Source organism: Streptomyces amakusaensis, from assembly GCF_039532665.1.
GTDB lineage: Bacteria > Actinomycetota > Actinomycetes > Streptomycetales > Streptomycetaceae > Streptomyces > Streptomyces amakusaensis.
Window position 1 is genome coordinate 144276 of the sequence record NZ_BAAASB010000004.1, and the last position, 22745, is coordinate 167020.

The following is a 22745-nucleotide window of genomic DNA, read 5'->3' on the forward strand; positions in this document are numbered from 1 at the left end:
TGAGCCGGCCCGGCGCGTGAGCCGGCCCGGCGCGTGATCGACCGCGTACTCCCGGGACCGCGCGTCCGGGTCCCCCTCCCCTCCGCCTCACCGCGCGTACGGCGCGAGTCGCCCTCACGTCGCCTCGCGCCGCCCTTCCCCGACCCTCCCCGACCCGTCCCCGCACAGAGAGAGTCCCCGCATGCCCGCACAGAAGTCCGCGGCTTCGCCGTGGCCCACCGATCTGTCCGCCTACTGCTTCGAGGTCCCTCACTCCGCCGACTCCCGCCTCTTCACCTCCGCCAAGGGGGTCCGGCTGACCGACGCGGACGGGCGCGGCTATCTGGACGCCCTGTCGGGGGTGTTCGTGACCTGCTTCGGATACGACTGCGAGCCCATCGCCCGAGCCGTCCAGGAGCAGTTGCACACCCTGCCGTTCAGTCCCCCGCTGCACGGTGCCAACCGCGCCGCGCTCGGCCTCGCCCAGGCCCTGGTCGACCTGGCGCCCGAGGGCATCACGGCCGCCAAGCTGGTCAACGGCGGCTCGGAGAGCATCGAGGCCGCGATCCGGCTGGCCCGCCTCTACCACCGCTCGCACGGCAGGCCCGACAAGGTCAAGGTCCTCAGCCACTACCACGGCTACCACGGTGCCACCTTCGGGTCGCTCAGCCTGACCGGCCGCCCCGATGTCAGCCGCTTCGGTCCCGGTCTGCCCGGCGTCGTCCATGTGTGGCCGCCGGACTGTCTGGAGGAATTCTGGGGCGTCGAGCCCGAGCGGTCGGCCGCGCTGGCCGCGGAGATGATCGAGCGGACCATCGAGGCCGAGGGGCCCGACTCGGTGGCCGCCCTGGTCATCGAGCCGGTCATCCATCTGCGGGGCATGGCCATCCCCTCGGCCGACTACTTCACCCGCCTCCGCGAGATCTGCGACCGGCACGACATCCTGCTCGCCTTCGACGAGATCGTCACCGGCTTCGGCCGCACCGGGAACCCCTTCGCCGCGCAGACCTTCGGGGTCACCCCCGACCTGATGTGCGTCGGCAAGGGCATATCCGGCGGCTACGCGCCGCTGGCCGCCGTTCTGATGAGTGAGCGGATCGCCGCCGTCCTCGGCGACGAGGGCGGACCGCGCTCCTTCGCCCCCTCCCACACCTACGCCGCCAACCCCATGGCCTCGGCGGCGGGCCTGGCCGCGGTGACCTTGTTCAACGACGGCGACTACCTCACCCGGATACGGGAGCTGGCGGGGTTCATCGAGCCCCGGCTGCGGAAGCTGGTCGAAGGGCGCGGCACCCTGCGCTCCATCGGTCTGCTGTACGGCGCGAAGCTCACCGGCCCCGACGGCGGGCAGGGCCCGGTCGGCGAGCGGGTCGCCCGCGCCTGTCTGGAGCGGGGGCTGATCCTCCGCGGCCAGGACGACTGGCTGGTGCTGGCTCCCGCGTTCGTGACCACCGAGGCCGAGGCGGACGAGACGCTGCGGATTCTCGGCGAGGCCCTGGACGAGGTCTGCGGGGCGGGCCGGTGAACACGCTGCGGACCATCCTCCAGCGCCCGACCGCGCCGCCCCGCCTCACCGAGCGGGAGCGCGCCGTGGTCCGCCGGGAGCTCGACGAGTTCGAGGCGGGTGTCTGGAGCGGCTCGCTGCCGGAGAGCCTGCGCAAGCTGGCCGCCGCAGTGCCCGAGCGGCTCTACGACGACAGCGCGCGCGTGCTGCTGCGGATGCACGAGATCGCCGGGGCCGGCAACTACCAGAGCAATCTGTCCTCGCTCCCGATCGTGCGGGCCTGCTTCGATCTCGGTCTGGTGCCCGAGGACGGGCCGGGCCCCGCCGATCTCATCGTCGGACGCGGGCACATCGCCCCCGCCTTCTACGCCGAGCACTATGTCCGGGGCGCCTTTCCGTTCGCGCCGCTGGCCACCCTCCACCAGGGCGGGCTGACCGGCGTCGTCCACCAGGATCTGGGTTTCGCCAACACCATGCGCTACAGCCTGGGGGTGGGCGTGGCCCAGGCCGTCAGCCTCGCCTGGGACCTGACCCGCCGGGGGGTGGACCGCAAGGTGGTCTGTCTGGCCGGCGACGGCGAACTCCAGGAGGGCGTGGTCTTCGAGTGTCTGCGCTTCGCCCACGAGGTGGACCTCACCAATCTGATCCTGGTCGTGGACGCCAACGACATGGGCATCGAGCCGCTCCTCAAGCCGCTCAGCCGCGGCTATCTGGCGAGCTACTTCGACCGGGTCGAGGAGGTCGACGGCCTGGACACCGGCACCGTCCGCGATGCCCTCGGCGAGCTGCTGGCCGCGCCGTCCTCCGCCGCCCTGGTGTGCCGTACCCGCAAGGGCGACCACAGTTTCAAGCCCCCCGCCCCCGCCGCGCCGGCCGCCCCCGCCCTCCCGGCGAAGGTGCCCTTCGCCGGGACCTCCGGCCCGGCGCTCGCCGCCTACCAGGAGCGCACCGGCCGTGATCTGGTGGTGTTCACCGCCGACATGGCGGCCCGCTTCGGTCTGCGCGGCGCGGTCCCGTACAGCAACACCGGGCTGGCGGAGACCCTCAGCCTGGGGATGACGCTGTCCCTGCCCGAGGAGACCGTCAAGGTCGTCGCCACCGACGCGATGTACTACATGGACTCGCTCAGCATGCTCACCGAGGCGACCACCAGCGTCCGCAATCTGCTGGTGCTGGCCGGGCGCAGCTGGGGCGCGTGGGGCGGCGCGCACAACGCCACCAATCTGCTGGGGCAGCTGCTGAACACCCGGGTGTACGAGCCGGTCACCGCGGCCGAGTTCGCCGCCTGTCTGGACCGGCTGGGGCGGCATCCGGACACCACCCATGTGATCAGCGCCGTCGATGCCAGGTTCGATCCGCCCCCGGTGGACTGTGCCGCCGATGTGGACGGCGCGACCTGGCTCACCCCGCCCGGCGACGAGCGGCCGGAGGCGGCCGTGGTCACCTTCGGCTACGCCGGGGTGCTCGTCGCCGAGGCCAACCGCGACCTCGGCCTGAACATCCCGCATCTGCACTGCGCGGCCCTGGATCCAGTCCTGGACGGTGCCACGCTGGCCCGGCTCCGCGCCTGCCGACGGCTTCTGACGGTCGAGTACAACGGCGCCCAGGGCGGCTTCGGCGAGCGGCTGCGCACCGCGTATCTGCTCCCGGCCCGGGTGCACGCCGTACGCCAGGACATCGCCAACCGCGTGCACGACCAGCAGCTGCGGCTGCACGGCATGAGCCCGGAGCAGCTCGGCGAGCTGCTGCGCGGTCTCCGGGACGGCGCCGACGGCACCGCGGACGGGAGCGACGGAAGCGACGGAAGCGACGGAAGCGACGGGGAGGACGCGCGTGCGACTGCATACGCATGACTACCGCGCTCCGGACGACGACGGCATTCTCGACGGGGCCATCCTGATGCACCGGGAGACGGCCGGGCTGCTGACCCGGCGTCACCCCGTGGCCTGGCACGATCTGACCCTCGGCGCGGAGAGCGTCGCGTCGGCCGGGCCCGGCGACGTGGTCTACGCGGGGTCGGGGCCGTACGCCTTCCTCTATCACCACTGGCGGCAGCGGACCGGCGGCCGTTTCCGGATCGTGCGTGAGGTGCACACCGCCCTGTGGTCGGGGTACTGGGCCCAGGAGGAGCTGTGCGCGCCGCTGGTGCTCCCCGGCGACCTGGCGCTCTTCCCCACCGAGTACACCCGCCGTCTGTTCGTCCGCCACTTCGCCTCCGTCACCGAGGAGAACTCGGCGGTGGCCTACCCCATGCTGGACCGGCTGCCCCGCAGGGATCCCGTGCCCGCTCCGGGGCCCGGGGAGACGCTGCGCGTCGGCTATCTCGGTGCGCTGTCGCTGGCGAAGAACTTCGACCAGGTGCTGACCGTGTTCGCCCGCTGTCACCGGGAGAGCGGCGGCCGGGCGAGTCTGGTGTGCGCGGGCAAGCCCAACCATCCCCGCTGGGAGACGGACGCGGTCCGCGCGGCCCTGGGCGGGCTGGGCGTCCGGCCCGGTGCCGTCGAGTTGCCCGGCACGATCGGCCAGGACCGGCTCGCCGACTTCTTCGCCCGGATCGATGTGCTGCTCTTCCCCAGTACGGCCTCCCGGGAGACCCTCGGGCGGGTGGTGCTGGAGGCGCTGGCACACGGTGTGCCGGTGCTGGCGGCGGACGTCGGACCCGCTGTGGAGCTGCTCCCCGCCCGCAATCTGGTCCCCACCGTCCTGGACACCGCGAGCGAGTTCACGATGAGCCGGGTCGGACCGCTGGGCCGGATCGACGAGGGCGTGCTGGCGCGCAAGCTGCTCGACCGCGACTACGCCCCGGCCGCCGTGCGGAGCGCTTCGCCCTTCCGGGACGAGACGTTTCTGCGCGCCCTGTCCGGTGAACCGGTCGATCCCGTCCCCGGCCACGACACCACGCTGCCGCGGGCGGTACGGGTGCCCGCCCGCACCGGCGTCGATCCGAGGCTCGCCCTGGAGCGGGCCGAGCGGCTGTTCACCGACTTCTTCGGACGGCGCGACCGGGCGGTGCACCGCGCGCTGGACGCCCGTGCCGCCGGGAACTCCCCGGACTCCGGGGAGTGGGCCGCGCTGCGGGAGCTGGTCGACCGGCCGGACCGCAATCTCGCCGACTACCGGGCCTTCCCCCGGCTGCTGGACGCCCTGGTGCTGCCGCCGCTGACCTATCGTCTCGCGCCTTCGCCGGTGGGCGCGGGCGCCGGAGAGAAAGAGGAATGAGAGACATGGACTTCGCAACGGGTTTCGCCGGCAAGGTGGCGCTGGTCGTGGGCGGTGGCCGGGGCATCGGAGCCGCCGTGGTGGAAGGGTTCGCCCGGCGCGGGGCGCGGGTCGTGGTCGCCGACACCGACACCCTGCCCTCCGCGTTCAACCACTACCGGTCCACGCGGGTCACCGGCTTCTCCGAGGCCGGGCAGCTCGCGGCCCGGCTGACCGGGGAGGGGCTGGAGGTACGGGCGGTACAGGCCGACGCGAGCGACGAGGAGCAGGTCCGGCAGTTGTACGCGGATCTCGCCGAGCGGTCCGGACGCCTCGACGCGGTGGTCAACGCCTTCGGGGTCACCCATGTCAGCCCGGTGGAGACCATGGAGCTGACCGAGTTCCGGCACGTGGTCTCGGGCAACCTCGACGGTGTCTTCCTGTCCGCCCGGAGCGCCCTCCCCCTGCTGCGCGCCTCCGGCGGCGGTGCCATCGTCAACTTCTCCTCGGTCTCCGGCCGTTCCGGTTTCGCCAAGGTCGCGCACTACTGCGCCGCCAAGTTCGGCGTCGTCGGCTTCACCGCCGCGCTCGCCCAGGAGGTCGCCCGGGACGGGATCCGGGTCAACGCCGTCTGCCCCGGCATCGTCCGCTCCAACATGTGGCGGTATCTGCTCGCGGAGTTCACCCGCCCCGGGGAGAGCGAGGACGAGTGCTGGGACCGGATGCGTTCGATGATCCCCCAGCGGGAGTTCCAGACCCCCGAGGACATCGCGGAGCTGGTGGTCTTCCTGGCCGCGGCCACCAGGATGACCGGTCAGGCGATCAGCGTCGACGGCGGGATGACGGCCCCGTGACCATCGGCGACGAGGTGCCCTGGCCCGGCGGCGGGGACGGGTCCGGCGGCGGGGCCGGGGACGGCTGGCAGTGGCAGGGGGAGCCCCTGTCCTGGCACAGCACCGGGGAGTCGCTGCGCATCGAGGCACCGGGCGGCGCGGATCTGTACGCACTGCCCGGCTCGTACGAGGCGGATTCGCTGCCGCTGCTCCAGCGGACCGTCACGGGCGATTTCACCGCCTGGACCCGGATCTCCGTCCGGGGCTCGGCGCTGGGCGACGCGGCGGGACTGTCCCTGCACGGCGAGGACGGCTGGCTGAAGGTGTGCGTGGAGCGCACCAAGGCCGGTGGCTGGGCCGTGGTCACCGTACTGTCCCGCCCGCTGTCCGACGAGGCGATGGGACCCGCCCTGGACGGCCCCGCCGCCGATCTGCTGCTGACCCGCCAGGGCCGTCGGCTCGCGGTCCTCTTCCGCCAGTCGCCCCGGGAGGACTGGCGGTTCGCCCGGACCTTCCTCGGCTTCGCCGCCCCGGAGCTGCGGCTCGGCGTCTTCGCGCAGGCGCCGTTCTCCCCGTCCGCCACGGGCCGGTTCGAGCCGCTGCGCCTCAGCCCCGTCCCCCTGGACGACCGCCGGTGACCGGGCGCGCACCGGTCATCGGGTCCCGGCCGCCGGTCGGTCCTGCGCTGGCTCTCTCCGTACTGCTCGGCGCGGTCACCAGTGCGCCGGGGGCGGCTCTGCCGCTGCTGCGGTCGGAGTACGGGCTGGCGGAGGGCGGCGGCACGGAGCTGGTCGTCCTCTACAACCTGGGCGCGCTGATCGCCATCGCGGGCTGTGGAATCGGCTCCGGGCGGCTGCCGGGCCGGCCGCTGTCGATCGCGCTGCTGCTGGCGTTCGCGGGCGGTGCCGCGGGGATGGCCCTGGCACCGGCCTGGTGGGTGCTGTGCGTCTTCGCCCTGGTCGCCGGGGCCGGGTTCGGCGGGTTGATCCTGCGCCTCAACACCTGCTTCGCCCGGCCCTCGATGCCGCGGGCGACGCTGTTGCTCAATCTGCTGCACGCCTGCTTCGGCGCGGGGGCCACGGTGGGCCCGCTGCTGGTGGGCCACTGGGGCGAGGTGTCCGGGCTGCTGCTGGTCACCGGCGTCCTGTCGCTGCCGCTGGTACGGGCCACGGCCGTGGGGGACGCCCCCAACCGGCCCGGCACCGGCCCCGCGCCGCGCCCGTCGGCACCGCTGCTCACCGTCTTCGCCCTGCTGGCGCTGGTGTACGCGGGCGTCGAGGCCGGGATTGGCGCACTGGAGTCGACCCATCTGACCGGTGTCGGCCACTCCCCGGCCGACGCGGCGCGGGCCACCGCACTGTTCTGGGCCGGGCTCACCCTCGGCCGGCTGATCGTCCCGTGGGCGGCGCGCCGGCTCGCCCAGCCCCGGCTGATCGGCCTGTGTCTGCTCGCCGCGACCGGAGCGCTGGCCGCGACCCTGGCCGACACCGCGGCTCCGGTGGCCTACGGACTGGCCGGGCTGGCCCTGGGAGCCGTCTTCCCCACCGCGCTCGCCTGGGCGAACAGCCTGCTGCCCGCTCCACAGCGGGTCAACTCCGTGCTGCTGATCGCCAATCTCGTCGGCAGCGCCGCTCTTCCGTATCTCATCGGCCTGGCGGCCCCGGGCCACCCGGCCGTCATCCCTCTCGCCCTCGCCTCTCTGACGCTGCTGTGCGGACTGGCCGTCGCGGTCGCCGCCCGGCTGGCCCGCGGATCCGGTACCGCGGCTCCGCGGCCGGTTCCCCGCCATGAAATGGAGACCCCCGTATGATCTCGCCGCAGCCCGTCACCGACCTGATGTGGGCCCACTGGAAGACCAGGACCATGCTCAGCGCCGTCGAGGTCGGGGTCTTCACCGAACTGGCCGGAACACCGCTGACCGGCCCCGACCTCCGCGACCGCCTGGGCCTGCACCCCGGTCCCGCCGCCGACTTCTTCGACGCCCTGGTCGCCCTCGGGCTGCTGGTGCGCGCCGACGGCCGGTACGCCAACTCGCCGGAGGCGGCGGAGTATCTGGACGCGAACCGGCCGGCCACCTATCTCGGCGGCAGCTTCATGACCCAGTGCCCCGGCATGGCCGACGACCTCACCGGGGTGCTGCGCACCGGCCGGGCCGTCAACGAGGCGGAGGACGGCCGGGACTTCTACCGGACCATGTACGCCGCGGCGGAGTCGGTGCGCGCGTTCCAGAAGGACATGACCGCGCTCAGCATGGGCCCGGCCCGCGCCATCGCCGTGAAGTTCCCCTGGGAGAAGTACCGTTCGCTGGCCGACATCGGCTGCGCCGAGGGCGCGCTGCCCGGCCATGTCCTGGCCCACCACCCCCATCTGACCGCCATCGGGTTCGACCTGCCGCCGGCCCGGGCGGGCTTCCTGGAGTACACCGGACGCCTCGGGGTCGCCGACCGGATCGCCTTCCAGGAGGGCGACTTCTTCCGCGACCCCCTCCCCTCCGCCGATGTGCTGGTCCTCGGGCACGTACTGCACAACTGGGGGCGGGACGAGAAGCTGCGGCTGCTGCGCGCCGCCCACGAGGCGCTGCCGGACGGCGGCGCGGTGCTGATCTACGAGACGCTCATCGACGACGAGCGGAGCAGCAACGCCGTCGGGCTGATCCTCAGTCTCATCATGCACTCCGAGGTCCCCGGCGGCTTCGACTACACCGGCGCGGAGTGCCTGGCCTGGCTGCGCGAGGCGGGCTTCGGCCAGGTCTGTGTGGAGCACCTGGACGGTCCCGAGTCCATGGTCGTGGGGATCAAATGACCCCGCCGGAGCAGTGCGACCTGATCATGTTCTGGAACCTCTGGGAAGCGGGCATCGACCGCCACCACGGCAGCGACGAGCGCTGGCACCTCCAGCGGGATCTGGTCCTGGACCACCGGCCCCGGGTGCTGATGACCACCGAGGGGTGGTGCTGGCAGTTCGAGGACGGCGCCTTCTTCGAGGACGCGAAGTCCGCCCTCGGCATGGACGGTGTGCTCTTCCCCGCCAGGACCGGCTGCAATCTGGCCGTGTTCTGGCAGCGGGACATCGAGCTGATCGAGGTGGAGCAGCCGGAGCCGGGACTCGCCCAGTGGCACGGCCACGGCAGCGTCACCCTGCGGCTGCCGGGCCGCTCGACGCCCCTGCGGTTCGTCGTGGCCCACCTCGACCCGTTCAGCGCCACCAACCGGCGGATCGAGTCCGACCATCTGCGCCAGTACGCCGACCCCGGCGCGCCGCACCCCACGGTGCTGGCCATGGACGCCAACACGGTGCCGCCGGGCGACCCGGAGCCGGACTGGTCCGCCGTCCCCCGCCACCGGCGCGCCGACCACACGGCGCCCGGCGAGGAGCACGCCGACCGGGCCCCGCTGGAGCGGCTGCTCGGCCCCGTACGGGAACCGCTCCTCCTCGACGCGGGCGCCACGGCCGGCGACCGGTCGCCGACCGTCGGCTTCCATCCGGCCGGGGAGGCGGCACGGCGTATCGACCTGTTCCTGCTGGCTCCCGCCCTCGCCCCGGACCTCGCCTCCTACCAGCCGCTGGACGACCCCCGGCTGCACCCGGACGGGGCCCGGCCCGCCGCCTCCGACCACCGGCCGATCACCCTCCGGCTCCGCCGCGGCTGAGCGGCCGGGACCGTACGCAGAAAGGCAGTTCCCCCACCGATGAACCCGACGACACCCGGCACCCCGTCCGCACCCGCGGAACCCGCCGCCGAGACCCCCGGCCCCGGCCCGGCCGACCCGGCCGAGCTGGCCCGGATCAAGGCCCGGCTCTCCAGCGGTGCGCTGTACTCGGCCACCGACCCCGCCCTGCGCCCGTACCGCAAGCGCTGCATGGACCTGCTGGACCGGTTCAACGGCACCGCGCTGAGCGACTTCCGTACCCGTGAGTCGGTCCTGGGCGAGCTGCTGGGCGGGCTCGGGCCGGGCGGCTGGGTGATGCCCCGCTTCCTGTGCGAGTTCGGCTTCTTCATCGAGCTCGGCCCCGGGACGAAGGTCAACTTCGATGTCATGATGCTGGACTGCGCCCCCATCACCCTCGGCGCGGACGTCTTCGTCGGCCCCCGCAGCCAGCTCTTCACCGCCAACCATCCCCTCAACGCCGAGCTGCGCCGCACCATGTGGGAGCAGGCCCGGCCCATCACCCTGGAGGACCGGGTCTGGCTCGGCGGCGGCGTGACCGTCCTGCCGGGGGTGACGATCGGCGCGGACACCGTGGTGGGCGCGGGGAGCGTCGTCACCAAGGACCTGCCGCCGAAGGTGCTCGCGGTGGGCAACCCCGCCCGAATCGTCCGCGGGCTGTGACCGCCATGACCGGCCCCGGCGTCCCGCGCCCGCCCTCGGCCCCCGAGGCCGAGGCGGTCGTCTTCGACCACGACGGCGTCCTGATCGACTCCGTCCGCCCCGACTTCCTCGCCTGCTCCGCCCTGTTCGAGGAGCACGGAGCCACCCTCCCGGCGCGGCTGTGGGCCGAGGAGGTGTGCGGCCGGCCCGACGGCTACCCGCGCCTGTTCGATCTGCTGCTGGATCCCCTGGGGGCACCGGGCCGGCCGGGCTCCGGGGGCTCTCCCGCCGACCGCCCCGGTACGCACGCCGAACTCCGGGAGCGGCTGTCCCTGCTGTGGGAGCGGTTCATGACCCCCGAGCACATCAGGCTGCTGCCGGGCGTCCGGGAGTTGCTGCCGCGGCTGCGCGCGGCCGGTCTGTCCCTGGCGGTGGCGTCGGCGGCCGACCGGGAATGGGTCTCGCGCTGGCTGGCCCACTTCGCCATCGGGGAGTTCTTCGACACGGTGGTGGGCGGCGACGAGGTACCCCGCCGGAAGCCCGACCCCGCCGTCTATCTGGAGGCCGCCGCCCGGCTCGGTGTGCCGCCTTCGCGCTGTGTCGCCTTCGAGGACTCGCTGACCGGGGTGGCCGCCGCGAAGGCCGCCGGGATCACCGTGACCGCCGTCCCCACCAAGCTGACCCGCTCCCTGGACTACTCCGCGGCCGACCGGGTGCTGCCCGGCCTGTGGGCGGTGGACCTGGCGGGGACGCCGTACTCCGCCGATCCGGACCCGGGGCGACGGTCATGACGGCCGTGCCGGTGCCGGACTCCGCCGCGACCGGGTCCGACTGGTGGCGCGACGCCGTCGTCTACCAGATCTACCCGCGCAGTTTCGCCGACGGGAACGGCGACGGCACCGGCGATCTCGCCGGTGTCCTGGACCGGCTGCCGTATCTGGCCCGGCTGGGGGTGGACGCTCTGTGGTTCACCCCCTGGTATCCCTCCCCGATGGCCGACGGCGGCTACGACGTGGCGGACCACCGCGGCGTCCACCCCGACTTCGGCACCCTGGACGAGGCCGAGCGGCTGATCGGCGCGGCCCGCGAGCTGGGTCTGCGCACCCTCGTCGACCTCGTGCCCAACCACGTCTCCCGGGCCCACCCGTGGTTCCGCGCGGCGCTCGCCGCGCCCCCGGGGAGCCCCGAGCGCGCCCTGTTCCACTTCCGCCCCGGCCGGGGGCCCGGCGGCGAGCGTCCGCCGAACAACTGGAACTCCGAATTCGGCGGCCCCGCGTGGACCCGCACCACCCTGCCCGACGGCACTCAGGGCGAGTGGTACCTCCACCTGTTCACGCCCGAACAGCCCGATCTCAACTGGAGTCACCCCCGGGTGGGAGCGGAGTACGAGTCCGTGCTCCGCTTCTGGTTCGACCGGGGTGCCGCCGGGGTGCGCATCGACACCGCCGTCGCCCTGGCCAAGGATCCCGACCTGCCCGAAACGGACGCCCCGGACGCCCCTGCCGAACGCCGCGGGCCGCATCCCTACGTCGACCGCGACGAACTCCTCGGCATCTACCGCTCCTGGCGCGCCGTCGCCGACTCCTACCCCGACCCCCGGGTCCTGACCGGCGAGATCTGGCTGCCCGACGAGCCCCACCGGTTCGCCCGCTATCTGCGTCCCGGCGTCCTGCACGGGGCCTTCAACTTCGACTTCCTGAGCAGTCCGTGGGCGGCCGGGCCGCTGCGCGGCCGGATCGAGGCCACCCTCGACGCCCACACGGCCGTCGACGCCCCCGCGACCTGGGTACTGTGCAATCACGATGTGACCCGTACCGTCACCCGGTACGGCCGGACCGACACCTCCTTCGACCTCGCCGCCAGGACCGGCGGCGTCCCCACCGACCTCGCCCTGGGCACCCGCCGCGCCCGGGCCGCCGCCCTGCTCATGCTGGCGCTGCCCGGGGCGGTCTGCCTCTACCAGGGCGAGGAGCTGGGCCTGCCGGAGGTCGAGGACATTCCGCCGGAACGGCTCCGCGACCCGGTCCACTTCCGCTCCGGCGGCACCGACCCGGGCCGCGACGGCTGCCGGGTCCCCCTGCCCTGGTCCGGTTCGGCCCCGCCGTACGGCTTCACCCGGGACGGGGCCGAGCCCTGGCTGCCGCAGCCCGGGCGGTGGGCCGGACTGACCGTGGCGGCCCAGGACGGCACCGCCGGTTCGACACTGGAGCTGTACCGGGCCGCGCTGCGGCTGCGCCGCTCGGGCCCGGCCGCGTCCGGCGTCCCGCTGCGGTGGCTGCCCGGCGAGGCGGACGTCCTCGCCTTCCACCGGGGTGACCTGCTCTGCGTGGTCAACTTCGGCGACCGGCCCGTCCCCCTGCCACCGGGGCACACCCTCCTCCTAGCCAGCGGCCCCCTGCACCGCCTCGGGCTGCCCCGCGACACCGCCGCCTGGCTGCGCGCCCCGGAGACCGCCCCGGGGAAGCGGCCCCCTGCCGCCGGTACGGCGACGCCCCACCGGCGGGATCCGGGCCCTCGCGGGTCAGCGCCGTCCGGCGACCTCGCCGACCTTGGCGGCGAGCTGGGTGCGGCGGGTGATGCCGAGTTTCCGGTACGCCTTCGTCAGATGCGTCTCCACGGTGCGACGGGCGAGATGCAGCTGTGAGCCGATCTCGTCGTTGGTCAGGCCCTGGACCGCCAGCTCGGTGATACGGCGCTCGGCGGGGGTGAGGCCCGTGGAGGGGGCCGCCGGTGCCGCCGGGCGGCGGTGGGCGTCGTGCCGGCGCAGGGCGTGCTCGACCCCGGCGAGGAGGCGTGGGGTCGGCGGTTCGACGAGCCCGTCCGGCGGCTGCGGGGGCAGCAGGGTCTGGGCGAGGTGGAGCGCTTCCAGCAGGGTGGCGTGGCCCTGGCAGGTGCTTCCGGTGTCGGTCTGCGTCCGGCCGAGGTCGGTGAGGGTCACGATCAGCTCCGCCGGGGCGGGCGCGGTACGGAGCATGCCCACGGCTTCGGCCAGGGTGTTCAGGGCCGGACGACCCCGCAGGGTGAGGGCGAGGGTGCGCAGGGCGGTGCCGATGTCACGCGCCGTCCCCCAGGCGCGGGCGTGATGGAGGTTCTCCTCGGCGAGGGTCCGGGCCTCGGTGTGGCGGCCGAGGCGGACCAGTGCCGTGGCGGCGCCGGTGCGCCAGGGCTGCCCGACGGGGTTGACGAAGCCGCGGCGGTCCATCCGGGCCCCCAGCGTCGTGAGAACGGCGAGGGCCTGGTGCCAGTCGCCGGCCCCGAGGTGCAGACGGCCCTGGGTGTAGAGGACTTCGTCCCAGGTCCAGGAGGTGTTGTCGGGCAGGGGGCCCAAGGCGTCGAGCAGCCGCCAGGCACGTTCGGGGCTGCCCAGTTCGTACCAGGCGCAGGCGGTCAGCGCACGGAGGTAGGGGAGTTGGACGTCGTCGTCCTGGACCGCTTCCAGCAGGGGAGTGGTCTGTTCGATCAGCTGCCGGAAACGGCCGAGCTTGCGGTCCACCTGGGTGCGGGTGGCGATGAGCTGCTGGTGGGCCTGGTTGGTGAGATCCGGGGGCAGGGAGACGGCCGGCAGTTCGCGGTCGACCAGGTTTCTGGCCTCGACCAGTCGGTCGGCCCATTCGAGGATCGCGGCGGCGGCCGCGATGAACCCGGTGCGCAGCCGGCGGTTGACGGGGCGGTGGAGCCGGGTGGTGATCCGTTCGGTGGCGGTGCGGACGTCGATCCGGCCGGTGCCGCCCTCGTAGATGGTGAGCAGGGCACAGACCAGGGGTTCCACCGACGGTTCCACGGTCCTCTGCAGTTCGCGCAGGTCGTGGACGGTGTGGTGCCACTCGCGGGCGTCGTGGTTGGAGAGCCCGGCGACGGCGATCCGCAGGGTCGCGTTGAGCTGGTCGTCGTCGGCGGCGCGGCCGGTCTCCTTGAGGATCTGGAGCGCGTGGTGGACATGGCCCTGGGCGACGAGTGCGCCGCTGAGGGATTCGGAGACGGCGTACGGGTCGTGGCAGTCGGCCCGTTGCAGGCTCGCGCGCAGGCGGCGGATGCCGGTCCGGGAGGAGTGGAGCATGTCCAGCGCGCTGAGCCGCAGGGTGAGGGCGCAGTGGCGGGTGGGCTCGACGGGTCCGGTCAGGGCATGCCGAAGAATTCCGGCGGCGTGTTCGGGGTCGTCGGCGCGCAGGGCGTGCTCGGCCGCCTCCTCCAGGGTGTGGGTGATCCAGGCTTCACCGGTCTGGGGTGTGTGCAGCAGGAGACGGGCGATGCAGGAGGCGGGCCTGCCGTGGTCGTAGAGGGCGTGGGCGAGGCGGCGGCGGTAATGCGGGAGTTCCTGGTCGGTCGCGGTGGCGAGGACGGCCTCGCGCACCTCGGGCGCGGCCAGCAGGGGCATGAGTTCGGCCAGGTGGCTGTCGACGGTGGACCGGTCGGGCAGTGGGACGACAGCGGAGGCGATCAGGGACGTGTCGCCGAGGGGCGGCAGGTCGGCGCCGGGCATCAGCGCGAGCGTGAGCGCGACCGGCCTGCGCGCCGGGGCGGCGGGGCTGCCGAGCCAGTGGGCCAGCGCGGTACGGTAGCCGGCGCCGGCGGCGAGGTCTTCCGGTTCCCCCGCGGCCGACCCGGCGGCCAGGGCGTTCAGCAGACCGGGGTTGCCGGCGCCCATGGCGGCGGCCCTGCGGGCCGGGTCGCCGCGCAGCGCCTTGCTGGTGAGGATCCGGCCGGCCGATTCGGGTCCGAGCGGATGCAGCGGAACACGGCCGCCCGTGTCCATGTGCAGTTCCTGGCCCGCGCCGGGCGGGAAGAGGGCACCGGAGCGACCGGGGCCGGTACACGCCGTGAGCACGAGCAGCACGGGCAGGCGGACCAGACGGTGCGAGAGATAGGCGACCCACCGCAGCGAAGCCGCGTCGGCATGGTGGATGTCGTCCACCGCCAGCAGCACCGGCCGCTGTGCGGCCATGACCGCGAGGTGCTCGGTGAGTCGGTGCAGCAGCCGCTGCTCCGCGCTGGGAGAGAGCCCGCCGAAGGGCAGCTGTCCGGCCCCGGGTAACAGACGGCGCAGCAGCGCGTAGGCGAATTCCTCCTCCCCCGGGGCCGCATGGGCCCGCAGCGCGCGCATCCGCCCGTCCGCCGACTCCCGCCGGACGACCTCCTTCAGCAGAGCGGTCCGCCCCGCGCCCGTATCCCCGTGCAGCAGCAGCCACCGGCCCTCGCCCGCCCGTGCCAGGGCGGCGCACCGCGCGGATTCGTCCAGGGCGTGTTCCCGTTCCCACAGCTGCTCCACGAAACCTCTTTCGCCGTTGCGGTCCGGCCGCCGCCGGGGGTAGCACCCGTACCGGGTCGCGGCCGATTGCCAAGCGAGAGGACGGTGCCCTATGCATGGACGTTCCACCGGACAGCGCGCGCAGTCCGGATCTTGACGCTGTGTGGCAGGATCCCGTCCCCGGCGGGGCCGGTGGAACGGCGAGGGCGGGCGGGATTCCGCTGTTGGCCTCGGGCGCGTTCTCGGGCGCTGTGGATCAGGGGCGACGCAGACCCCACGTCTGCAGGGCATAGGGGCGTCCCTTGTCCTCGCCCTTGATCAGCGGAACATCGAGCAGGCTGAATCCCGCCCTGGTGGCCACGGCGACACTGGCGGCGTTCTCCGCCTCAAGCTCCAGGATCACCTGGTCGAGGGCCAGTTCCCCGAAGGCGTACTCCGCCATCACTCGCACCGCTCGCCCGGCCACCCCCTGACCGCGGTGCGCCGGGCCGACCGCGTAGCCGAGTTCCGTGCCCTCGGGGGCGCGCCGCAGCATCACCTCGCCGAGCGGCGCGCCGCCGTCCACGGTGATCGCGAGCAGGATGGCCGTGCCTTCCGCCCTCAGCCGCCGGCTTCGGTCCAGGCGCGCGCGAGCCGCCGCCTCGTCGAAGGGCGAGACGATCGGTGTCCAGTACGCGATGTCGGGATGGTCGAACAGCTCCGGCATCGCGGCCAGGTCCCCTTCCGCCCAGTCGCGCAGGACGAGACCCTCCCCCACGAGCTCGATCCGATCGGGAAAGGGCGACGTGGCACTGCTCATGATGAGGACCTTCCTGGCTCGTTTCAGAACGATGCAGGATATCCGGCGGCACTCAGGGGGATCACCGGACATGTTTCCGGGCTCCCGGGACGGCAGGCGGAGAGGTTCTCCGGACATGTGCGAAGCCCTGCCTCGGCGGAGGTTCGAGGGGTGGGAGGGGCGTTGACAGGAGGAGGGGCATCGGGAAGGGTCTGGAGGCATGCAGCCACTGGGTGACCTGCGGGTCCGTCTTGTGGAGCGCCGCCACGTCGACCTGGTCCGTGTCGCGAGCGCCATCTGTCGTCGCGTCTGACCCACCGCGCCCGGCCCTGAGGCCTCGTCGGCCTTCCGGTTGACCGGGCGCGCCCCGTACCGCACTCCCCCGCCCCGGCAACCCCGGTTCCGGTTTCCGACGTACCGTCCGCGCGCGTGCCACGCGTCCGTGAGGACCCGCACTCCTGCCCTGGAGCACCCCTGTGACCTCCTTCGACTCCTCCCTGTCCCGGCGTGCCTTCGGCGGTACCGCCGCCGGGGCCGTGGCGGCCCTCGGGCTCTCCGCCGCCGAGGCCGCCGCCGACAGCGGCGGAACTTCTTCCGCCGAGCGTCCGTTCCGCGCCGCCCGCACGCCCGGCCGGAGTGCCCGACGCCCCAATGTGCTGTTCATCCTGGGCGACGACCTGGGCTGGGCCGATCTGTCGTCCTACGGCGCGCCGGAGATCCGCACACCCCATCTGGACCGGCTCGCCCGGCAGGGCGTGCGGTTCACCGACGCGTACAGCGGCTCCGCGACCTGCTCGCCCACCCGGTTCAGCCTCTACACCGGCCGCTACCCGGGCCGTACGAGGGGCGGGCTCGCCGAGCCGATCGCGGACCGGTCGGTGGGGCTCGACCCCGCCCATCCCACCCTCGCCTCGCTGCTGCGCGACGCCGGGTACCGTACCGCCCTGATCGGCAAGTGGCACTGCGGCTACCTGCCCGACCACAGCCCCACCCGGTCCGGCTGGGAGGAGTTCTTCGGCAACTTCGGCGGGGCGCTGGAGTACTACTCCAAGCTGAGTTCCGGCGGTGAGTACGACCTCTACGAAGGCGACGCCGAGTACCGCGACCTGCGCTACTACACCCGCGTCCTGACCGAACGGGCCGTCGAGTACGTCAGCCGCGACCACGGGCGCGCGCCCTGGCTCCTCAACCTCAACTTCACCACCCCGCACTGGCCGTGGATCGCCGACGGCGACGAGGAGGCCGGCGCGGAGATCGTCCGCCGGATCCGGGCGGGCGACCGGCGGGCGCTGCGGCACCAGGACGGGGGATCGCTCGCGAAGTACCGGCAGATGGTCGAGGACCTCGACCGCTCGGTCGGCGAAGTGCTCGCGGCCCTGAAGCGGTCCGGGCAGGAGAAGGACACGCTGGTGATCTTCGCCAGCGACAACGGCGGCGAACGCTTCTCGTACAACTGGCCGCTCAGCGGCAACAAGGGGTCGCTCCTGGACGGCGGCATCCGGGTGCCCTCGATCCTGCGCTGGCCCGCACGGATCGACGGCGGACAGGTCAGCCGGGTTCCGGTGTACTCCCCCGACTGGACGGCGACCCTCCTGGAGGTGGGCGGGGCGCGGCCCCATCCGGCGTACCCCCTCGACGGCGTCAGCCTCGCCGGCTATCTGCTGCGCGGCGCCGAGGCGCCCTCGCGCGACCTGTTCTGGCGTGTCCGGGGAGAGCGGGCGCTGCGGCGGGGCGAGTGGAAGTACTACCGGGGCAAGGACGGCAGGGACCGCCTCCACCGGCTGTCGGAGGACATCCGTGAACAGGCCGACAAGTCCTCCGTACGGCCCGAACTCCTGGCGGAGCTGAGGAGCGCGTGGGAACGGATCGACCAGGGGCTGCTGCCGTACCCCTCGTGAACCCGGGCCGTCCGGGGGGCGTTCCGCCGGCCGTCTCCCCGGCGTCCGGGCCGGGACCACCGGGTTGTGGAGCGCCGGAGCGTCAGGTGTCTCTGGAGCGACGGGCCAGGAACTTGCCCAGTTCCCACAGGAGCAGGAGTGCGAGGGCTGCCAGCAGCGCCCAGCCGAACTGCCGCGCGTCGATCCGGGTCGTCCCGAGGATGCGGCGGAAAACGTCCATCTGGGTCACCAGCACCGCCAGCACGAACTGGGCCAGTGCCACCCAGTTCATCTGCCTGCTGTCGAAGGTGGATGTCGTCAGCACCGAATCCGTTTCGCTCCGGCACTCGAACGCGGCCACGATCAGACAGAGGGCGAAGGCGGTGAACGCGATCGACTGACCGGTCTCGACGCTGCCGAAGTGGGCCTGGCCGAGCTTGATCAGTCCGAGCAGGATGACGGTGACCGCCAGGCCGGCCAGGCCGACCGTGACCCGTACGGGCCGGGTGAGCACCGATTCCCCTCGCGGACGCGGCCTGCGCCGCATGAGCCCGGGGCTCTCCCGGTCGAAGCCGAGCGCGAATCCGAAGGAGGCGTTGACGACGAAGTGGATCCACAGCACCTGCGGCGGGGTGAAAGGCTCCCCGGCGGCGATGTTGAGGACGGTGGCACCGAGAAAGGTGAGCACGAAAGTGACCAGCAGGAGCAGGACGAACCGGATGTACTTGGTGAGGTTGTCGTAGATCCTCCGGCCCTGCTCCACGGCGTAGACGATGGTCGCGAAGCGGTCGTCGGAGAGGATCATGCGTCCGGCGTTCTTCGCCACGTCCGTGCCGCTGCCCATGGCGATGCCGATGTCGGCGGCTTTGATGGCGGGCGCGTCGTTGACGCCGTCCCCGGTCATCGCCACGACATCGCCCTTCTTCTTGAGCGTGTCGGCGAGCAGCACCTTGTGCTCCGGCGCGACGCGCCCCACCACACCGATGCCCTCGACACGGGCGAGCCGCTCGGCCTCGCTCATGGCGGCGAAGTCCGCGCCGAGGACCGCCTCGCCGGGGATGCCGAGCTGCCGGGCGATCGCCGCGCCGGTGGTGACGTCGTCGCCGGTCACCATGCGGACCCTGATGTGCCCCGCCTGGGCGCCGGCCACGGCGGCCCTGGCGTCCTCGCGGGGTGGGTCGACCATGCCGACGAGGCTGGTCACCCGCAGCTCGGTGACGTACGCGAGCAGGTCGCCGTCCGAGTCAAAGCCGGCCGGGTCCAGATCACGGGTGGCCGCGGCCATCACCCGGTGTCCTTCGCCGCCCATCCGCTCGTTCTGCGCCTTGGCGCGCGCCTTCAGTCCGTCGTCCCACGGGACGGTCCCGCCGGCCGCGAGCGCGGTGGCGGCCCGCGCCGTCACCGCCGGGGCCGCGCCTTTGACGAAGCAGCGGACGACCTGCCGGCCGGAGGCGTCGACCGCCGAGTTGAAGGTGGCCATCAGCTTGTAGTCCGGGTCGAACGGCAGCGTGGCGAGCCGGGGCAGGCGCTCCCTCGTGGCCTCGATGTCCAGCCCGGCCTTGTGCGCGAGCACCAGCAGCGCGCCCTCGGTGGGATCGCCCACCACCTGGCCGTCCACCAGCTTCGCGTCGCTGGCCACCACGTACGGCAGGATCGCGTCCTCGATGCCCGCGGAGGAACCCGCGGCATGGTGGATCTTCCCGTCGAGGCCGTAGCCGGTGCCCGAGACGGTGTACCGGTCGGTGGGACTCACGACTTCGACGGCCGTCATCTGATTCATGGTCAGGGTGCCGGTCTTGTCCGAGTTGATCGCCGAGGTGAAAGCCAGGGTCTCGACCGACGGCAGTTCCTTGACGATGGCGTTCCGTTTCGCCAGGTTGAGGCTGCCGACGGAGAGGATCGCCTGGGTGACGGTCGGCAGGGCCTCGGGGATGGCCGCGATGGCCAGCGAGACCGCGCTGACGAACAGGACGTCCCAGGCCTGGTCCCGGCCGCGCCCCAGGACGAACATCACGATCATGGTCAGGGCCGCCGCCCCCGTGATCCACAGCGTCAGGGTGTCGAGCTCCCTGGTGAGCGGCGGCACCTCCTTCTCCGTGGCCGACAGCATTCCGGAGATCTTGCCGACCTCGGTCGCGGCACCGGTCGCGGTCACGACCAGGACCCCGCTGCCATGGGTGACCGGGGTGTTCATGAACGCCATGTTCGCCCGGTCGCCGGGCGCCGGCAGCGGGCCCGGCAGCGCGCCGGTGCTCTTCGAGGCGGGAACGCTCTCGCCGGTGAGCGCGGACTCGTCGATCTGGAGGGCGCTGGCCTCGATGACGCGTCCGTCCGCCGCCACCTGGTCCCCCGCGGCGATGAGCACGATGTCGCCGACGACGAGCTGTTCGGCGGGGATCTCGGCCTCCGTGCCGTCCCTGCGTACCCGTGCCGTCGCCTTCATCATCGACTGGAGCGCGTTCATCGCGCTCTCGGCCTTGCCCTCCTGGCGCAGGCCGATGACCGCGTTCAGCAAGGTCAGGACGGACAGCAGGATCGCGGTGGTCCACTCCCCGACGAGCAGTGAGACGACCGCCGCGGCCACGAGGACGATCTGCATATAACTGCGGTACTGCTGGAGGAACCGACGCCAGCCCGGGGGCCGTTTCTCCTCGGGCAGCGAGTTCGGGCCGTGCGAGGCCAGGAGTCGCGCGGCCTGTGCCGCGGAGAGACCGGCCGCCGGATCGACGCCGAACGCCGCTACGACGTCATCGGGAGCGTGCGCGTACCAGCCCCCGGCCGAAGAGGGAGACCGCTCTCCCCCGGAATCCGAACGCACCGTCATCGTTCCGCCTCCGATCCGTGGCCGCCGATGAGCACAGCCGGACTCGACCCCGCTCCGGCAGGCCCCAGGGCTCCCTAGCCCCGCTTCTTCTTCGGCCGGTCGGTGTACGGATCGGGCGACGCCCCGGAGGGGGCCTCCCGCTCCAGGTCCCGTTTGGTGACGAGCAGTTCCTTCCGTGCCTCTTCCCCGATGTCGGGGTACTGAGGATCGATGTCCATCAGGGTGTGCGCGAGGATCGCCGCCGCGCAGATCCGCTCGAACCACTTCCGGTCCGCCGGCACGACGTACCACGGTGCCCACTTCGTACTCGTGGCCGACAGCATTTCGGAGAACGCGTGCTGGTAGTCGTCCCATCGACGCCGCTCCCGGACGTCGGCCGCGGAGAATTTCCAGTTCTTCTCCGGCAGGTCGATCCGTTTCAGGAAGCGGATGCGCTGCTCCTCCTTGGACAGGTTCAGGAAGATCTTCACCACCTTGAACCCGTTGTCCGTGAGGTAGCGCTCCCAGTGATTGATCTCCCGGTAACGCCGCTGCCATATGTCCGGCCCGCGCGTGGCGTCCGGCAGCTTCTGCCGGACCAGGTTCTCGGGATGGACGCGTACGACGAGGACCTCCTCGTAGTGCGAGCGGTTGAAGATGGCTATCTCACCGCGCGTGGGCAGCCGCCGGGCGTAGCGCCAGAGGTAGTCGTGGTCGAGTTCCTCGGCCGAGGGCACCTTGAAGCTGCTGACCCGTACGCCCTGGGGATTGACCCCGCTCATCACATGGCGGATCGTTCCGTCCTTGCCGCCGGCGTCGAGCGCCTGGAGACAGAGCAGAACGCCGTAGGTGTCCTGGGCGGCCAGCCGCTCCTGGTACTCGGCCAGCAGCGACACCCCGGTCCGCAGCAGCTCGATCCCTTCCCGCTTCTTCAGACCCGCTTTGTACCGAGGGTCGAAGTCCCGGTGCAGGCGCACCTTCGTCCCCGGTTCCACCCGTAGTGGCCCGATGAAATCCGCGATGCGCCGGGCTCTCTTGTCCGACATCACGATCAGTCCTTCTTCCCTGGTCCGGGGTGGGCGTGGCGCGTCCCGGAGGCTCCGCGGCCGACAGCCCGACCGGAAGCACCGCTGCGGCGGCTCAAGCGGCCTCGCGCTCATTCTCTGCTCGCCCGAACAAGATCGCCCCCCGAGACCGGTGCGGGTGCGGGAGTTCGCCGCCCATGGTCCGTGTGCCGGGCACGCGGACCGGCACAGCCGGCGGAGGAAACATCTCGCCAAGGGTTCCTTCCGAGACAGATGAAGCGCCGCGGCAAAGCCGACGAAGATCACCTTCCGTGAACAGCGCGACGAAGCCGAAGGGATCTTGCTTTGCTTACACGCATCACGTGCATCACCTTGGGATATGCACCATCATTCACCATTCATCCCATTTCGGCACACCCACTTTAGGGTGATAATCCCCTTAAATGAATTAGCTGTCACTAACACAGAGTGCCCTCTACACCTTTGCGTCACCGGCTTGACGCCTCAAACGGGCCGTCCCTACGGTCGGAACTTCCGGGAAGATCGCGAACAAAGATATTCCGCGCGAATGATCGAGCCGAGCGGAGCGCCTCCTTCCCGCATATGACCCAAGACCAGAAATGGGCGGAGAAATGTCTTCAGTCAAGACGGCCGAAACACTTGCGGGCCTGGATGTATTCGTTGGCGGCCCGATTCAGCACGCCATTCTTCCGGGCGGCTTCGAAGGAGATCTGCGCGACGCCATATCCACAGCCATCTGGCATGTGGAGGAGAGGGGCGGAACCGTCTTCTCGGCCCATGTGGCGGAGAAGTTCGGCGTCGAGACGGCATCGTTCACTCCGGACCAGGTGTCCGTGCGCGACTTCCGCTGGATGACCAAGTGCGATGTCTTCGTCCCGGTTCTCCCCGTTCTCTCGGACGACATACTGCTCCGCACCGACGGAACCCATGTCGAGCTGGGCTGGGCCACCGCGCTCGGGCGGCCGATCGTCATGCTCACCAAGCAGCCGTTCGTGGAGTCGGCCAGCCATCTCCTCAAGGGGCTGCACCGGGTGGGCTCGGTCCAGGTCATCGACATCGACGACTTCAGCAAGGACCCGGGGCTCCTGATCGACGGCATCCTGACGGCCACCGAGCGCACCCGGCAGACCGCCGGATTCCGCGCCTCCTGAGGCCTCTCCCCTCTCGTCCCA

At 72.3% G+C, this 22745-nt stretch carries 17 protein-coding genes and 1 pseudogene; 14 read left to right on the forward strand and 4 right to left on the reverse strand.

Annotation, left to right across the window (positions count from 1 at the left end):
- The first annotated feature begins 181 nt into the window (after positions 1–181).
- Genes ABD371_RS08210 through ABD371_RS08260 form a run of 11 tightly spaced genes read left to right on the forward strand, consistent with a single transcriptional unit; the run spans position 182 to position 12468 of the window.
- Positions 182–1504 carry an aminotransferase family protein gene (locus tag ABD371_RS08210; protein WP_344474361.1) on the forward strand — a complete coding sequence of 441 codons (1323 nt, stop codon included), beginning with the start codon at positions 182–184 and terminating at the stop codon, positions 1502–1504.
- Entirely contained in the window at positions 1501–3336 is a 1836-nt protein-coding gene (locus ABD371_RS08215) for a 1-deoxy-D-xylulose-5-phosphate synthase N-terminal domain-containing protein (RefSeq protein ID WP_344474364.1), read from the forward strand. Before ABD371_RS08210 ends, ABD371_RS08215 begins: the two co-directional genes overlap by 4 nt.
- Positions 3317–4702, forward strand: coding sequence for a glycosyltransferase (locus ABD371_RS08220; RefSeq protein ID WP_344474366.1), 1386 nt, complete (start codon positions 3317–3319; stop codon positions 4700–4702). Before ABD371_RS08215 ends, ABD371_RS08220 begins: the two co-directional genes overlap by 20 nt.
- Positions 4703–4707: 5 nt before the next feature.
- Positions 4708–5535 carry an SDR family NAD(P)-dependent oxidoreductase gene (locus ABD371_RS08225; protein WP_344474368.1) on the forward strand — a complete coding sequence of 276 codons (828 nt, stop codon included), beginning with the start codon at positions 4708–4710 and terminating at the stop codon, positions 5533–5535.
- Entirely contained in the window at positions 5532–6152 is a 621-nt protein-coding gene (locus ABD371_RS08230; RefSeq protein WP_344474370.1) for a DUF1349 domain-containing protein, read from the forward strand. Before ABD371_RS08225 ends, ABD371_RS08230 begins: the two co-directional genes overlap by 4 nt.
- Positions 6149–7324, forward strand: a complete 1176-nt coding sequence (locus ABD371_RS08235) for an MFS transporter (RefSeq protein WP_344474372.1) — start codon at positions 6149–6151, stop codon at positions 7322–7324. The genes ABD371_RS08230 and ABD371_RS08235 overlap by 4 nt, the downstream gene beginning before the upstream one ends.
- The gene (locus ABD371_RS08240) at positions 7321–8316 is read left to right on the forward strand and encodes a methyltransferase (RefSeq protein WP_344474374.1); all 996 of its coding nucleotides are present in this window, start codon (positions 7321–7323) and stop codon (positions 8314–8316) included. Before ABD371_RS08235 ends, ABD371_RS08240 begins: the two co-directional genes overlap by 4 nt.
- Positions 8313–9164 carry an endonuclease/exonuclease/phosphatase family protein gene (locus tag ABD371_RS08245; protein ID WP_344474376.1) on the forward strand — a complete coding sequence of 284 codons (852 nt, stop codon included), beginning with the start codon at positions 8313–8315 and terminating at the stop codon, positions 9162–9164. The genes ABD371_RS08240 and ABD371_RS08245 overlap by 4 nt, the downstream gene beginning before the upstream one ends.
- Positions 9165–9203: 39 nt before the next feature.
- Positions 9204–9845 carry a sugar O-acetyltransferase gene (locus ABD371_RS08250; protein WP_344474378.1) on the forward strand — a complete coding sequence of 214 codons (642 nt, stop codon included), beginning with the start codon at positions 9204–9206 and terminating at the stop codon, positions 9843–9845.
- A gap of 5 nt (positions 9846–9850) precedes the next feature.
- Positions 9851–10615, forward strand: a complete 765-nt coding sequence (locus ABD371_RS08255; protein WP_344474974.1) for an HAD family hydrolase — start codon at positions 9851–9853, stop codon at positions 10613–10615.
- Positions 10612–12468 carry a glycoside hydrolase family 13 protein gene (locus tag ABD371_RS08260; protein ID WP_344474380.1) on the forward strand — a complete coding sequence of 619 codons (1857 nt, stop codon included), beginning with the start codon at positions 10612–10614 and terminating at the stop codon, positions 12466–12468. The genes ABD371_RS08255 and ABD371_RS08260 overlap by 4 nt, the downstream gene beginning before the upstream one ends.
- Here the strand turns inward: ABD371_RS08260 and ABD371_RS08265 are convergent.
- Positions 12436–15360 (reverse strand): annotated as a pseudogene (locus ABD371_RS08265) (AAA family ATPase); the annotation flags it as partial. The gene ABD371_RS08260 and the pseudogene ABD371_RS08265 overlap by 33 nt on opposite strands.
- On the reverse strand, positions 15326–15868 hold the full coding sequence (locus ABD371_RS08270) for a GNAT family N-acetyltransferase (protein ID WP_344474382.1): 543 nt from the start codon (positions 15866–15868) through the stop codon (positions 15326–15328). The pseudogene ABD371_RS08265 and the gene ABD371_RS08270, both read right to left, overlap by 35 nt.
- Positions 15869–16067: 199 nt before the next feature.
- On the opposite strand from ABD371_RS08270, the gene ABD371_RS35840 reads away from it, so the two are divergent.
- Together ABD371_RS35840 and ABD371_RS08275 are read left to right on the forward strand one after the other, a co-directional pair.
- Entirely contained in the window at positions 16068–16160 is a 93-nt protein-coding gene (locus ABD371_RS35840) for a putative leader peptide (RefSeq protein WP_332903363.1), read from the forward strand.
- A 163-nt stretch (positions 16161–16323) separates the two neighbouring features.
- Positions 16324–17745 carry a sulfatase family protein gene (locus ABD371_RS08275; RefSeq protein ID WP_344474384.1) on the forward strand — a complete coding sequence of 474 codons (1422 nt, stop codon included), beginning with the start codon at positions 16324–16326 and terminating at the stop codon, positions 17743–17745.
- An 82-nt stretch (positions 17746–17827) separates the two neighbouring features.
- Here the strand turns inward: ABD371_RS08275 and ABD371_RS08280 are convergent, their stop codons facing one another.
- A complete protein-coding gene (locus ABD371_RS08280) occupies positions 17828–20548 on the reverse strand; it encodes a cation-translocating P-type ATPase (protein WP_344474386.1) in 2721 nt (906 codons plus the stop codon).
- Between the two features lie 74 nt (positions 20549–20622).
- Entirely contained in the window at positions 20623–21573 is a 951-nt protein-coding gene (locus ABD371_RS08285) for a polyphosphate kinase 2 family protein (protein ID WP_344474388.1), read from the reverse strand.
- Positions 21574–22184: 611 nt separating this feature from the next.
- Between ABD371_RS08285 and ABD371_RS08290 the strand changes: the two genes are divergently transcribed.
- Positions 22185–22724: a hypothetical protein gene (locus tag ABD371_RS08290; protein WP_344474390.1), complete on the forward strand. Its 540-nt coding sequence runs from the start codon at positions 22185–22187 to the stop codon at positions 22722–22724.
- The last annotated feature ends 21 nt before the right edge of the window (positions 22725–22745 follow it).